This window comes from uncultured Rossellomorea sp., from assembly GCF_947488365.1.
Taxonomy (GTDB): Bacteria; Bacillota; Bacilli; order Bacillales; family Bacillaceae_B; genus Rossellomorea.
The window spans coordinates 476746-492429 of the sequence record NZ_CANKZT010000003.1 but is presented as its reverse complement, the minus strand read 5'-3'; the positions used below and the strand labels follow the sequence as shown (position 1 = coordinate 492429).

The 15684-nt window shown below is 46.5% G+C and carries 8 protein-coding genes; 2 read left to right on the top strand and 6 right to left on the bottom strand.

Annotation, left to right across the window (positions count from 1 at the left end; translation table 11 throughout):
* Positions 1-23: 23 nt before the first annotated feature.
* Together Q1B03_RS13645 and Q1B03_RS13640 are read right to left on the bottom strand one after the other, a co-directional pair.
* A complete protein-coding gene (locus tag Q1B03_RS13645) occupies positions 24-4259 on the bottom strand; it encodes a S8 family serine peptidase (protein ID WP_299742035.1) in 4236 nt (1411 codons plus the stop codon).
* Between the two features lie 275 nt (positions 4260-4534).
* Positions 4535-5575, bottom strand: a complete 1041-nt coding sequence (locus Q1B03_RS13640) for an NAD(P)-dependent alcohol dehydrogenase (RefSeq protein WP_299742032.1) — start codon at positions 5573-5575, stop codon at positions 4535-4537.
* Positions 5576-5801: 226 nt separating this feature from the next.
* On the opposite strand from Q1B03_RS13640, the gene Q1B03_RS13635 reads away from it, so the two are divergent.
* Complete coding sequence (locus tag Q1B03_RS13635; RefSeq protein WP_299742029.1) at positions 5802-6215, top strand: MerR family transcriptional regulator; 414 nt, start codon at positions 5802-5804, stop codon at positions 6213-6215.
* A gap of 167 nt (positions 6216-6382) precedes the next feature.
* On the opposite strand, the gene Q1B03_RS13630 is transcribed toward Q1B03_RS13635, so the two are convergent.
* The 4 genes from Q1B03_RS13630 to Q1B03_RS13615 all read right to left on the bottom strand — a co-directional run bounded on the left by Q1B03_RS13630 (position 6383) and on the right by Q1B03_RS13615 (position 13484).
* Complete coding sequence (locus Q1B03_RS13630; RefSeq protein WP_299742026.1) at positions 6383-7477, bottom strand: hypothetical protein; 1095 nt, start codon at positions 7475-7477, stop codon at positions 6383-6385.
* Between the two features lie 441 nt (positions 7478-7918).
* On the bottom strand, positions 7919-11977 hold the full coding sequence (locus Q1B03_RS13625) for a S8 family serine peptidase (protein ID WP_299742024.1): 4059 nt from the start codon (positions 11975-11977) through the stop codon (positions 7919-7921).
* Between the two features lie 475 nt (positions 11978-12452).
* Positions 12453-13241, bottom strand: coding sequence for a TerC family protein (locus Q1B03_RS13620; RefSeq protein ID WP_299742021.1), 789 nt, complete (start codon positions 13239-13241; stop codon positions 12453-12455).
* Positions 13242-13292: 51 nt separating this feature from the next.
* A complete protein-coding gene (locus Q1B03_RS13615; RefSeq protein ID WP_299742019.1) occupies positions 13293-13484 on the bottom strand; it encodes a hypothetical protein in 192 nt (63 codons plus the stop codon).
* 433 nt (positions 13485-13917) lie between these two features.
* On the opposite strand from Q1B03_RS13615, the gene Q1B03_RS13610 reads away from it, so the two are divergent.
* Positions 13918-15672 (top strand): alkaline phosphatase, encoded by a 1755-nt coding sequence (locus Q1B03_RS13610; RefSeq protein ID WP_299742016.1) that lies wholly within the window; start codon positions 13918-13920, stop codon positions 15670-15672.
* Positions 15673-15684: the final 12 nt, after the last annotated feature.

The window sequence follows — 15684 nt, the reverse complement described above, 5'->3', positions numbered from 1 at the left end:
ACCCCTTGCTTCAAACAAAAATATTAGCTTTCTAATTCCTTTTTCACTGATTCCAGTGTTTTATTTTTGTATTTCGTTTTTGCTTTCGGTGCACTTCGATCGGTAGGATTTTGTAGGCCATAGTTTTTTTCGATGAATGTGAAATCGTTCATATCCACTATACCGTCAAAGTTAATATCGGCATCACGGTGGTCCGTGCCCCAATGAGATTGCATATAGGTGGCGTCCATGATATCAATGACCTGGTCACCGTTGACATCTCCTGCTATCATCTGAGGAAAGCCTTCGGTGTCAAATTCGCCTCGTATCTTCTCCCCGATTTGCTTAAAGACCGTGAATGGGTTGCTATATTTAAAGTGCCCCGGTACATGGATGGAGTAGGTGAATTCTTCGTCTGTAATCGGCAATTTAACATAAAGTCTTGGATATTCAGCAATGCCGTTATTCTCCATCACAATCGTTCCGTTGTATTGATGGTTGGAATCATCTGTTGCATACCCATCAATCCCTGCTTTGGTAAAATCATTCCCAAACGGAATTCCTTCAGCAAAAATAGGAACTTTCATCTGTGAAAAGGACGGGTCAACATAAGATTCCACAGCTAAACTAGGAAGAGAAACTTCAGAGCCTTCCTCATTCGTATAGGCAGAATTTATATTTTGTAATTGTAAAACACCCTCATAGTATTTTTCATCTTTCACTTTCACTTTTACATTCACAGCCGGGGTGGTGCCGGTTAGACCCTCAGGATCATTGATGGTCAAATGAATGGTCTGTTTTCTCGTTCCATTTCCACCTGCAGCATCCTCATGATTCATTCGAACGCTTGCCTTTTTCTCCAATTCCGGATGGACGGTTACACCTTCAATCTCAAAATGGTCGCTCAAATAATCAAAGGCAATGGTTTGATTTTTGATTCCTGACGTATTATTCATTTTGATTGTATAGGTGACAGTCTCTCCCATCATCGGGTTGATCTTATCCGGTGTCGCATCCACATATGGTGTTCCTTTCTTGACGAAGTAGGTGGCATGTGCGTTTGGATAATTCACCGCACTTGATATTCCGACACCGAAGAATCGAACCGGAAGAATCGGAAGGGCATCATCAAGCGGCAGATTAGCTGCAAATGTTCCATCCGGATTAAGGGGAACTTCTCCATTTGGCGCATATTTAGGACTAGTGATGTATTGGTTATACTTTGGAACCTCTTTATTGTGGTATAGTACAACTTCGTTGGAAGCCTGGTTAACATCGAACCCATACTTCTTCATGTGGTCGATGTTTTCTTCATGGATGCTCCCCTCTACCCGAACGGATGTCTGTCCTTCTTCATATTCATAGACACCATGTGGCAGGGAGGTGATAGAGAATTCAGGGGCAGAATTATCAACAAACACATATTGATCTTTGGTAAATGTGTTCCCCTGATCGTCTGTAGCAACGGCCCTTAGTGTATAATTTCCATGTTTAACGAACTGAGCCACCACGTTCGAGAATTGAGATTGCAAGTATTCAGGATCCGTTGAAAACGGCTCTTTCTGATCACCAATGAATGGTAAGTAAAACCCCGTATTCAATACCAAATTACCGTTATTTGGTTTTACATTCAATCCACTGACGAACCCACCATGACCGACTATATCATCTGTTTCAGGATCTACGTACAAGAAATCCACACGTTTAATATGACCTTTCACCTGATAATTCATCATAAGATAATTCTTCATAAAGGGATTGACATCTGAATACCCCACTGACGCCATCGTATGACCGGATACAATGTCAAACTTCTCAAATTTATTTTCTTCATATGTTACACCGAAAGGGATCTGGTACGTTTCAGAAGGATCTTCTATGTTTGTATAGGTTACATAACCTTCGTATGTCCCCTTTTCTGCTGTCTTTGGTATAGAAAGAAAAACAGACGTATTTTTACTTTTGTTCCCTTTTACAGTGATGGTATCGGTGGTTGTCACGTTTACTCCATTTTTTTCTGCGTCTTTGGATTCACGCAATCCTGTTTGGAATTGTACCTTCACATCAAAGGTTTTATCCTTTTTCCCATTGTTGGTAAGCTTTACAGAACGTTTATCCAACATGTGATCCCCTGTGTAAACCACCCGGCCGAAACTAAGACCTCCTGTTTCTTCATCGATCGTCTCGGATTCTCCGTTTTCAATCAGTTGAGTTTCATCTCTGACTGTGATTTCCATTGTTGAATGAATGGCTTCATACGGATCCACATGCCCTGCCCCCTGCTCAAATACGCTGTAAGGCTGACTTAATGGATCTGCTGTATTCATCAGGATCGTTTTAATGTCGGACGGACTCAAATCAGGATTGGATCCGATTAACAGGGCTGATATACCTGCTACTACCGGAGCCGACATCGATGTACCGGAGAACCGCAGGTACGCGTATTGATAATCGTCCCCTTTATCCCCGTTCACTACATCTGACGGAACGGTGGACATCATAGAGACCCCAGGTGCTGTCACTTCCGGCTTTATATCGTAATTTGTACGGGATGGTCCGCGGGAACTGAATTCTGCCAGCGTGCCACCTTGTGTTTTCTCTTCTTTCATTTCTCCAAATGTAAAGTCATTCTGACCGGACTCAACCTTTTCTTTTAAAGCCAATCCTTTTGCATGATTTAATGAAAAAGTTGGAATGTACTCCCTTCCTTCTGCAAAATATGCAGGAATATGCCCTTCTTCTGGATTATCATTGAATAGGAGTACGGCAGCTGCACCATGTTCTTTTGCAGCCAGGATCTTATTCACTAGTGGAATGTTTTGTCCCCTGCTTATGAGGGCAATCTTGCCTTCCAGATCCTTGCCTGTGAAATCCGCTTCCGCTCCCATACCTGCATAAACAATTGGAAGGGTCTCTTTCTCTAACTGGTCAAGATCATCCCCGTATCCTATCGCCATGAGACGCAAGTCTACAGACAATGCATCCAATGATCCTGTTGACGTAGAGAGCGTCACGGGTACATCGTTTGCCCCTACCGTGAGCGCCAGTGCAGCTGCACTCGGTGTACCCAGCGTATACATGGCATTCCCTGAATTCCCGGCAGAAAGCACCATCGTTACCCCGCTTAATACGGCATGGTTAACAGCCATGCTCACAGGGTTCATTGGATCATTCAGGGCACCGCTGAGTGACAGGTTCATCACATCCATGCCGTCCTCAATCCCTTGTTCTATCCCTGCCATGACATTTTCAAACGATCCAGATCCATATGGTCCTAACACACGGTAAGCATGCAATTCCGCATCGGGTGCAATCCCTTTTGTAGCGAATTTACTCTGATTCGTCCCTTGACCGGCAACCGTCCCTGACACATGGGTACCATGACTTGTATAATAGACTCTGCCACCCGAAACTTCCGGCCTTCCTGAATCCTTCCAATCCTCATATGTCGTTTCCATTGGATCTTCATCATTATCGACAAAGTCATATCCACCTTTATAAGCGGCTTTCAAATCAGGATGGTTATAGTCGATACCTGTATCAAGCACGCCTACTTTCGTGCCTTTTCCTGTGAAGCCTTCTTCATGGAGCTTGTCCACTTGTAAGAAGGAACGTTCATCTGACATGCCAATCCCGGTGTGTTCCGCATCGATATCTGATGCTTGAACAAGTGGTTCTACTTGAACTTCAGCATCACTGTACACAGCTTTAACGGTATTGGATTGCAATAATTCTTTCGCTTGATTGGCCGGGAGTTTCATAGATACACCGTTAAAGGCTGTTTTATACGATCGTTTTACTATGTATCCAGCGTTTTTGCCCTTCCCTTTTCCATCCAATATCTTATCCAGGTCTTTATTAAATGCATCATGTTCTTTCTCGACTTGAGCTTTGGCTTGTGCTTCAGACAAGTCTTTTCCTTCTGCTTTGGCCTTTATGACTGCCACTTTGGACGGACTCTGTTTAAACTCAACGATAACAGAAATTTCTTCCGTACTATCCGGATCAATCTCCGGTGCCAGATGCAAACCTGTTTGATTGATCGATTGCAGCTTTACAAGGGCTTCCCTTTGTTCTGGAGACAATTCTTGGAGTGCCTGCTCAGTGGGGGAAGAACCTGGTTGAGCCTCTCCCTTCACCGAGTCTTGGATTAAAACGTCCGGTATCTTAGAAGCAGCCTGTGCTTCTGAAGGCAGACCAGAATACGATACTGGTAGACTTCCAGATATGAGCCCTGCCCCTAACACAATGATCGTCGCTTTTTGCAGCTTTTTTTTCATTCCGTGTTTTCTCTCCCCTATCAAACTATATTTTTACTAACCGTTCATATTAAATTATTTCCGTTATTCTGTTATAAAGCAATTGGGTTATTGCAGGTACCTTGGATATAGGCACCATCCCTTATCTGTGTGAAAAAACGACACAAATCAACATAAACTCTATGCCTGATTAACCCAAAAATTTTCATTCAAAAGACTTAAAGGTGTGGAGAAACACTGCCAACGCATAAAAAAAGAAGCAAGGGGGCCCCTTGCTTCTTTCCTTCACTCATCAATTAAATCGTACTCGTATCAATCACAAATCGATACTTCACATCAGAACCCAATACCCGTTCGTACGCTTCATCGATGTAATCAGCCGAAATCACTTCGATTTTAGGGACAATTCCATGTTCCCCGCAGAAATCGAGCATTTCCTGCGTCTCACGAATGCCTCCGATCATGGAACCGGCAAATGAACGGCGGTGACCGATGAGAGAGAACACATTGACTTCCAGTGGTTCAGCAGGTGCTCCCACATTGACCATCGCCCCATCCAGCGTCAAGAGTGAAAGGTACGCACTGATATCAATCTTCGCGCTTACCGTGTTAATGATCAGATCAAATGTGCCGGCCAGTTTCTCGAACGTCTCCGGCTCGGTGTTGGCATGATAGGCTTCTGCGCCGAATTCAAGGCCATCCTCTTTTTTATTTAACGTACGTGAAAGAACGGTCACTTCGGCTCCCATGGCATGTGCAATCTTGACCGCCATATGACCGAGTCCACCCATGCCGACAACGGCTACTTTCTTCCCTGGGCCGGCATTCCAATGGTTCAATGGAGAATATGTCGTAATCCCGGCACATAACAGAGGTGCCGCAGCGTCAAGCTCGATGTTGTCAGGGATGCGGAGGACGAAATCTTCTGTCACCACGATATGGGTGGAATACCCTCCTTGAGTAAGCTCGCCATATTTGTCCACACCAGCGTACGTCGGTACGTTTCCTTTGAGGCAGTACTGCTCTTCCCCATCCCGGCAGTTCTTACACTCACCGCAGGAATCGACCATACATCCTACTCCTACCCGGTCGCCGGCTTTGTACTTCGTAACCCCGGAACCGACCTCCGTGACGATTCCCGCAATCTCGTGCCCGGGTACGAGCGGATACTTCACTTCTCCCCAGTCTCCGTGTGCCGTATGGATATCGGAATGGCAGATCCCTGCATACTTGATTTCAATCAGAACATCATGCACATCAAGATCGCGCCTCTCGATTTCAGCCTCTCTGAAAGATTTGTCAGGACCGTCAACGGCTCGTGCTTTAGCAATTACCATGAATAAAAACCTCCTGTGATAGTAGCTTTCAAGAGACAGGTGAACATACCTGATGAACTCTTGTTACACCCATGGTAATCCCTAGAGTTCACTCTAGGTCAAGGGATAACCCTTGCTCAATCTGGCTGATTTGTTTTGCTTTGACAGAAGGGGATAACCGTGCTACGATCCCCCCACAAACATAGAGTTAACTCGATCTCGAGATAGTTGGAAAAGGAGCGTAAAGATGAAGACCTATTCAATTGGCGAAGTGGCAAAGAAGTTGAATCTCTCAATCTATACCCTGAGGTACTACGACAAGGAAGGCCTCATGCCTTTTGTCGAACGGTCAGAAGCTGGCACACGTTTATTCAAAGAATCGGATATTGCCGCTTTACACATTATCGAATGCCTGAAATCCACCGGGATGCCGATCAAGGAGATCAAACATTTCATAGACTGGTGTGCAGAAGGCGATGCCACCCTGCAAAATCGATATGATATGTTCCTGGAAAGAAAAGCCACCGTAGAAGCAAAGATCAAAGAACTTCAGCAAACAATGGAAGTCATCGACCATAAATGCAGTTACTACAAGACTGCATTGGAAGCTGGTACGGAAGAGGTACATAAGGGGAATAAGATCGAGATTATCCATCCATAAAGCTGCACCCGCTGCGATAGAATCCTGGGAAAGGTTCTATGGTTTTTTTATAGAGGGTCGAAGGCAGAATTCAGTCCCCGCCAATCCGGCCCTTATTTTATATATGGTTACGCAAACAAGAAAAAGGTCAGGTTCTTGATAAACAAGAAACCCGACCTTTTTTGTTTTTATTCCTCTATCCCCACAGACCAATCACCATCTGCCTTTATCACCAGCGCATAATACCCATCCGTCTTCAATACTTGCCGTGTAGAGCCTTCATACGCCCCGATCTCATTGACCATCAGCCCTTGGCCGTTCAGCATAACGATGAAGTTTGAGGAACCGTTATGAGAGAAGTTGAATTTGTAATTCCCGCTCTTGATATTGAAGAATACAACGTCATCGCCGGAGCCTTCCAAGGTAGTCGGTGCATCGGCCATCTCCACCGGCGGCGACTGGTAAATGGTATATTCCCAAGGACCGTCTGCTTTGACGTTCAAGTAGTACGTTCCTTCCACAGGAATCTGTGCAAATGTCTTCCCTTTATAGCTGCCGATTTCATTGACCAGGAGTTCAAGGTCGTTCCCGTTTTCGTCCTGCAGCTGTACGATAAAGTTCGCGCCTCCGTTATGATTTCCATCGAAGATTGCCCAACCGGATGTCAGCTTGACCCCGTCGGACGCTGTATCTCCATTGCCGCTCACTTTGATCTTTGATTCCTCGAATTCCTTTTCGGCTTTCTCTTTCGCTTCAACCTCTGCTTTTGCCACCATCTCCGACTCATACTTCCCCACTTCTTCCATCGAAGCAAACGGAACCACTTCCATGATGGACTCCCCGTCCGTTGTCGCAACCAGGATCCCGTCAGTGGCCTGCAGGACATAGCCAACATTTCCATTCCCGATCGAAATGCTTTTCGGATGTTCGACGCTCAGATCTTTTTTCGCTTTCTTAAAATCCTTATCACTCATCCCCGCAGTAACAACTGCCTTGACCTCTTCCATTGTGGCCGGCTTTTTTTCTGGCTGCTTTTTCTCTTCTTTCTGACCAACTTTCTCTTCTTTTGCCGCCTTCACTTCCCCTTCATCCGCTTTCACATCACTAGTGGCCGTTTCGCTTGTCGGACTGTTCAGTACTCCAACCATAAACAAAACAAAAAGCCCCGCAGCAATCCCAAACCGTTTCTTCGCCTTACCCGACTTTCTCACCAACGCCACCAATCCCAACACGATAAAAACCAGGAACCCCAAGAACCCCATTCCAGCTAACGCATCAAACATGGAAACCCTCTCCTTTTTTGATTCATTTCAACATAAGTGACCCCATCACAAACTAATTAATTATTTACATATTCAGGTTATAACAGGACCCTATTGAAAATTTGCTCAGGTGAAATGAAAAAAGAGGAATAGTCTTGGAGGGTAAATAAGGACTTGGTCAAATGTTCAAATGATCGTAAAATGAAACCCTTGCGAAGGGACTGATTGTACTGAAGTCCTCTAACACAAAAAGACTTCCAATCCGCTATCCGAAAATCTGAAAATCCCTTGCAGTTGACGTAAGGAGACATGTCAGCCACCCCTCAAAAAAATAGTGCCAGCCCCCATTGTGTTCAGAAAATAACGAACCGGGGGCTGGCACCAATATTTTATTGACATAAAACAACTATCTCGAGATACACATAGTGGTCTTTCCCATTACGTTATGCCGCCAACGCAACATTACTGTAATGCTTCCACAATATCCTCAAGACTTCTACCAGCATCCTTGTCTTTCGCCTTATCCTTCACTTCTACCATCGGATTCACCATTAAGTAGTTTTTCTGGATATACGTCATGTCTTCCCTATCGACTTTCCCGTCAAAGTTGAAATCTGCCTGGCGATCTGCAGAACCCCAGTGCGTTTCAAGGTAGACAGCATCGCGGATATCGACGATTTGGTCGTGGTTGGCATCTCCTGCAATGGCCGGGAAGAATTTGATGGTCTGTTCTTCTCCATACCTATTCTCACGGCCGATCTGGAATTCTTTCACGACTTTCAGATGGCCCGGTGCTTCAAAGGTAAGGGTCATCTGTTCTTGGGTGGAAGGCAATTGGATCTTGAACTTTCCGTCCTCGATGACTTGTCCTTCATATTCATTTCCTTCCTTGTCCGTGGCTTTGATGGTTGCTCCCAGTGCCTTGTAGTCAATATCTGTTGTGAGGAGCTTTCCATAGCCATCCCGGAGGAAGACCGCTTCACCGTTTAGGTCGCCCGTCAATTCAGAGACACTTGACCAGGCTTGGACAGAAGGAGAAATCCCTTCAAGATTGACGATGGTGTCATCGGCTTTCGTCAACTTGATGGCACTTGCCGTTAATGGAAGATCCTTACGATAAAATCCTTCTTCTTTAAACGTCGCTTGTATGTCCAGTAAGGAGCTGTTTGCCGAAGCCGCAATCGCTTCGCCTGTTACAGATGTTAATGTAACGGTCATCCCTTTGGATGTTACTTCTGTTTCAACAGCAACCTTGTCTTTGAATTCCTCTGAGACTTGCACTTTATCGACGTTGATGATCGTTTGATCGAAAGCATACGAATAGGTGATTTGCTTCCAGGCATCATGATGATGAGCGGAAACGGAGTAGTTCATACTCTCTCCCGTCATCACCTCTTTCTCAGCCGGGACCGTCGCGAGGTATGGCGTCCCCTTCTTCACAAAGAAGTATTCATGCTGCTGGGCATTCACGCCTGCCCGGTCTCTCCCTTTTACGATATAGGAAGTGACTTTCTTGTAGCTTGGGAGATAGCCATTAATCTGGAAATTCCCTTCATCATCCACTGCAACGGGTTGATCATAGTAACTGCCACTCGATCGATAAAATACACCATTTTTCCCTTGATTCACATTGATTCCCAATTCATTGGCCAGGCCGATTTGTTCATCGTGGATAGAGCCCTTGATGGCGAATGATGTCGCATCCGGCTCCAATTCAATGATTCGTTCTTCAAGGTCTGTCTTTACACTCGGCATTTCGTTATCGAGGACGAATGGCTTTTCGATGATCGTTTCTTTCCCATCGTCTGCTGTAAACACAAATTTCGCTTTATAAGCACCTTGTTCTGCTTCGATGGTTTCATAACCAATCGGGTGATCCGCGTCATCCGTAAACGGATAATAGCTCCCGTCAAAAAATCCATAAACATAACCCGGAGTATTTTCAGGGATGAATCGCCCATCCATACTGCCAAGGAACCCGATATCCTGATTCGTTTCAGCGTCCATCAGGAAGATGTCTACACTCTTCATATGAGAATTCAAGGAGAAGCTTCCGTTCAATGCAGGCGTTCTGGCGTACCCATTCTCCCTGACCGTCGAGAGGACATCGGTCGTTTGAACATAGTCGACTCCTTCTTTCACCTTTCTTACGGCAAATGGAATCTGATATACTTCTTCTTCGTTCTTACGATTGGTAAACGTTACGTACCCTTCATAAATGCCTGTTACTGCCTTTTCAGGGATCAGAAGTTCCGCAGAGAACCCCTCTTTTCCATTGGCCTTTACTGAGACCGTTTCAGGAGTGACAAGCTTGACACCCTGGGCCTCCCCGTCTACGGACCCTCTTGCATTTACATTGAAAGTGACATCAACGGCATATTCTTTTTCCGTGTCCGATGTATTCTGAATGGTGATGTCGCGGGAGTCCTCGATATCAGCTCCATTGACAAACTTGGTCCCGAAGCTTAAAGCACCCGTTAACTCATCGATTTCCTTTTCGTGGTCGTTCTTTATTTGAGGCGTTGTGTCTTCTACCTGGATAATTGTACTTGCCTCTGAGGCTTCCAGTGCATCCACCTTACCGGCACCTAAATCAAATACACTATAGTTGGCAATGAGATCATCGGCTGTATTCATCAGCATGCCCTTGATGTCATCCGGATCGCTCTTCGGCTTCGCTTCAAGGAGAAGGGCAGCGATTCCAGCCACATGTGGGGTGGCCATGGACGTACCCGAAAACTTGGCGTAAGACTGTGTGTAATCCTCCACGTGGTGATAATACTTCGGCACCGTGGATAAGATACCGGCCCCTGGTGCAACGACTTCCGGTTTGATATCATAGGTCAGTCTTGCCGGTCCGCTCGAGCTGAAGAATGAAACGTAGTCATCCCTTGCGACTTCTCTTTCTTTCACCTCATTGAATGCAAAGGTGACTTCCTCTGTTTGAAGGGCCTGAACGATTTCATTGGCTTTTCTTCCTTCCAGGGTAAAGGCCGGAAGCATATGAGGATCATCCGGGTAGGCATCCGAGATGAATCCTGGAGAGTTCTTGGAGTATCCGAAGGCAACAGCCGCGCCTTTTTCCTTCGCCACCGTATAAGCTTCACTTAACCGGCTGTATCCACCGGTTTTGATTAAGACGATCTTGCCCGCCACATCTTTCCCTTCGTACTCCGCTTCCGTCCCTTGACCGACATCCACGATTTCAAGCGTCTTTCCTTTCAAATCACGCGGGTTGACTCCAAGCTCGGAAGTCGAATAGCGCACTTCGATTTCCCCTTGCAGCTGGTCGGATTGAAGAGCCCCCATAAAGTTGGCATAGCTCACCTTTGTATCCGTCGAGCCTACGGTAATGCCAAGAGCTGACGTTGCCGGTGATCCCACAGAGTACAGCCCGGGTCCTTCATTCCCTGCAGCGAGGATCGATGTGACCCCTGATAAAACTGCGTTGTTAATGGACTGTGATAAAGGGGATCTCGGATCATTCAGGATATTCCCAAGGGAAAGATTGATCACATCCATCTTCTCTTTCACCGATTGATCGATGGCCTGCATGATGTCTTCTGTCGAACCGAAGCCGTATGGTCCCAGTACACGGTACGCGTATAAATCGACATCCGGTGCGACTCCTTTGACCGAAAGCGGAGTCTTGCCATCGCCTTGACCTGCAAGTATCCCTGCTACATGGGTGCCATGTGAGGTGTAATATAAGGTTGGATTGTATAAAGGCATTCCTGATTCCTTCCACTCCTCATAGGTCGCTTCCATCGGATCATGATCTTCATCCACGAAATCATAGCCGCCTTTATATGCATCCTTTAGATCGGGGTGATTATAATCGATTCCTGAATCCAACACCGCCACCTTGACACCCTTGCCTGTCAATCCTTTTTCATGCAGCTTGTCCACATTCGTCATTTCATGGGGGTGTTTCCCAAGATAGATACTGCTTTGCTCCGTTTCATTGACAACCGGCTCGATCAGCTCTACTTTCCCGTTCTCCCACACATTTTTGACATGTTTCGATTCTACCAGCTTGCTCACCTGAGAGGCAGGCAGCGACAAGGTCACCCCATTATAGGACTCCTTGAACGAGCTTGTGATCTTCCCTTTAATCTTGAGTTTCTCAAGATCTTCTTTGAAACTCTTATGCTCTTTCTCTACTTTGGACTTTGCTTCTTCCATAGAAAGCGTGTTCCCGTTCATCTTTTCCAGTAACACTTCTGTCACAGGAGCATGTCCTTTCAATTCGACGATGACGGAGATGTCTTCCTCACTCGACAGGTCCATGCCGGCAGGAAGCTGAATGCCCCCTTCTGAAGACGTACTCGCGATCTCTTTCACGACACGCCTTTGTTCCGGTGTCAACGCACTCAACACCTCATCCGACGTGACAACGGATCCTGCCTGCGCCACATCCGTCCCCGGGGAAAGCAAAGGAAGCCCACTCACGGCCAAAGATCCAACCAAGGCAGAAGCCGTCAATCCCTTTAATAGATTCTTAGAATCGATCTTCTTCAACTACTATTCCTCCATTCTGATTTCAACTGTCTTTACACTTAAAATTTTAGAGGGAAACAATGGAAGAAACTATGGGGGTTTTCATTTAGGTATTTTGTCGCGAATGAAAGCAATACATTCTTACCAGCGACTCGACGGAGGATCAAACCTAATCAGAATGAATCATTTTTTTGTCATCCTATTGGGGGATTTCTGATTATTCCTTTCTATTTGAAGGCAGGGTCGGGAACGTCCCCATTTACCCACCTCTCTCAGGTTCCTAAGCCTCCTCATGAAAAATGGCGTCAGTCCCCCGTCATCATAACGCACTAGTATACCGCGGGACTGACTCCAAATTCTAAAATATGATCACCAAGCAATCGGCAGCGCTTTTACCTAGGTGGACTTACTCAATTGGGACTCGCCCTGATCGTCATTCAAAAAAGAGCCAAGTCCCCTCAGCTCTTGATCTTTGCCTATTCAGTCCCTTACCGACTTAAGAAATTTCTTTCCGGGAAGTTTGGTTTGAATCCTCTTTCGGCTTCGACTTGACCCAACCCACAATTCCAATGCCGATCAGTACCGTCCAGAAGATCCCTTTCCAAACGGATCCCTTGGCAAACTCATATGAGATGATCCCCAAGGACGGATGGGCTAATGCGTAAACCGCAAGCTTCACGCCGACCCAGCCGACGACAACGAAGGCAGCGGACTCGAGTCCTGGACGTTTCTCCAGCAGGTTTACAAACGCAGAGGCGGCAAATCGCATGATGACAAGGCCGATGATTCCCCCGAGTAAGATGACGATGAAATGTCCGCCGTCAAGTCCCCCGATGGCCGGAAGGTTGGTCTCGGGAAGCGTCACCGCAAGAGCGACCGCTGCCAGGATGGCATCCACCGCAAATGCGATATCCGCCAATTCTACTTTGACGACGGTCCACCAGAAACCGGATCCCTTTGTGTCTTCCTTATCTTTCACTTTTTCAATCTGTTTTTTGATTACATGCTTCTTGAGTAAATGGTAGATGGCAATCCCAAGCAGGTACACGGCACCGATGGCTTGCACCTGCCAGATGTCAACAAGATATGAGATCAGGAACAAGGAACCGAACCGGAACACAAACGCTCCCGCCAAGCCGTAGAACAATGCTTTCTTCCGCTTATCCTCCGGCAGGTGCCGGACCATCGTCGCGATGACCAGCGCATTATCCGCAGCCAGGATTCCCTCCAAAGCGATTAATATCATTAAGACCCAGCCATACTCCACTAATAAAGACCATTCCAATGTTCATCCCTCTTTCCCCATTTTTTACATTCAGGCCCATTGTCACGCGACTCAACGACTTGCTGCAACATCCCCCTGACACCACTCCTTTTCCAATAGAAAAAGACCTCTACCGATTGGTAAAGGTCTTTCATCTGCATCTATACAGAGGGGGTCCTTTACCTTGTAGGCAAAGGTCTCGCAAGCAACATCGCAGTTGCCAAGCAGGCCGGAGACGGGAATCCCATCACGAAATGACGACATACTTGAAAGCTACTCCCCTTTGGAGTCTTATTCATTTTTTTCACCAAAATAGTGGTCTTGAGATAAATATAGCAACTGGACAAGTAGTTGGTCAAGTGGATAATTTGTTTATTATTTCCTTTGTAGACATGTGGAGGAATTTCTGCTCCTTATTTCAGTGCCCGTATATCTCCTTCTCCCTCTATTCATTTTATTATGTAGTTTTCTTTTCATCCATGTTAAGAAAAACGGGACTGACCTCCTATGGAAAATTGGTGAAATCTGCTGAATCTTCCCTATTTATTGAAATATTCAATCAATAAACATCCTTTTGTCCCGGGAATGATTACCCTCCTGTTCTATCCTCTATTTACATTCATTTACAGCAAGTTAAAACGGACCCCCTATACTATGAACTGTTCGATTGAATAGATTCATGAAGGGAGACATCCGCATGACAAATGATAGATCGATGGAAAATTGGATTCAAAAGCTTAATGAAGAGACCTTACATAAAGGGGTCGACCGCCGCAGCTTCCTTCAAGGTGCGGGGAAAGTCGCCGGCATTTCGTTAGGAGTGGCGATTGCTCAATCCATGGGCGGTTTCTCTGTCTCTGCAGAAGAAGCCGGGTTAGAGGACTATCCGTTTTTACTTGGGGTGGCTTCTGGCGATCCGCTGCCGGATAGTGTCGTGTTATGGACACGTTTAGCCACCGACCCGCTCAATGGCGGCGGGATGCCTGACCGCAAGATTCCTGTGAAGTGGGAAATCGCGAAAGATGAACATTTCCGCCGGGTTGTTCAGCGCGGTACGGAAATGGCCAGTCCGTCCCTCGCTCACTCCGTTCATGCAGAAGTTGGGAATCTGGAAGCCGGTACGGTGTACTACTACCGCTTCAAAGTCGGGAAGGATTACAGTCCGATCGGAAAAACGAAAACCCTTCCTGCCCTGAATGCAGACGTCGCCAGCCTCACTTTCGCCTTTGCTTCCTGTCAGCAATATGAGCACGGTTATTATACAGCCTATAAGCACATGGCCAAAGAAGATCTTGATCTCGTCTTCCATCTTGGAGACTACATTTATGAATACGGTCCCCATGAGTATGTAGCAAGTACAGGAAATGTACGACACCATAAAGGTCCTGAAATCCGTTCGTTGGAGGACTATCGGAACCGCCATGCCCAATACCGGACAGATGCGGACCTGCAGGCTGCCCATGCGGCTTTCCCTTGGGTTGTGACATGGGATGACCATGAAGTGGAAAACAACTATGCTGATATGATCCCGGAAAAAGGTCAGTCTGTGGAAGAGTTCGTGAACCGGCGTGTGGCTGCTTATCAAGCCTACTATGAACATATGCCATTAAGAAGATCGTCGATGCCACATGGAGTGGACATGCAGCTTTACCGTCAGTTCTCATACGGGAACCTGGCCAATTTCATGGTGCTCGATTCCCGTCAGTATCGTTCCGATCAGGCGAATGGAGACAAAAGCTCTCCGCAGACGGCAGAATCCCTGGATCCTTCACGCACTTTGCTGGGTGGCGAGCAGGAACGATGGGTCCTTGATCATCTTGGCAAATCGGCTGCTTCCTGGAATGTACTTGCCCAGCAAATCTTTTTTGCCAAACGAAATTATGGTCCAAGCCCTGATCAACCGCGTTACAGCATGGATGGCTGGGACGGCTACACACCTGCAAGGGAGCGCATCACGGATTTTGTCCGTAAGAAAAACATGGATAACCTGATCGTCCTGACAGGTGATGTACACGCGAACTGGGCTTCCAATATCCTGGCAGACTTTGATGATCCTTCTTCCCAAATGCTTGGAGCCGAGTTTGTCGGCACGTCGATCACATCCGGTGGAGACGGGGCGGACAAGCGTGCTGACACAGACCGGATTCTTGCCCAGAACGAACATATTAAATTCTTCAACGATTATCGCGGCTACGTACGCTGTCATGTCACGCAGACCGAGTGGAGAACCGATTATCGTGTCCTTCCATTCGTCTCGAGTCCCGGTGCAGATATTTCTACCAGAGCTTCATTCGTGTACGAAAAAGATTCAGAAGGACTGAAGGAAGTTTCAACGTCAACCGTTCCTCAAGGAAAACCAATGTCTTCCGAGGTGGAAGAGGATCGTCATGAAGCGCACAACAGGGCCCATAAAAAACAGGCCCAAAAAGGCAAACATATGCAAATGAATTAGCACCAAGGAGGC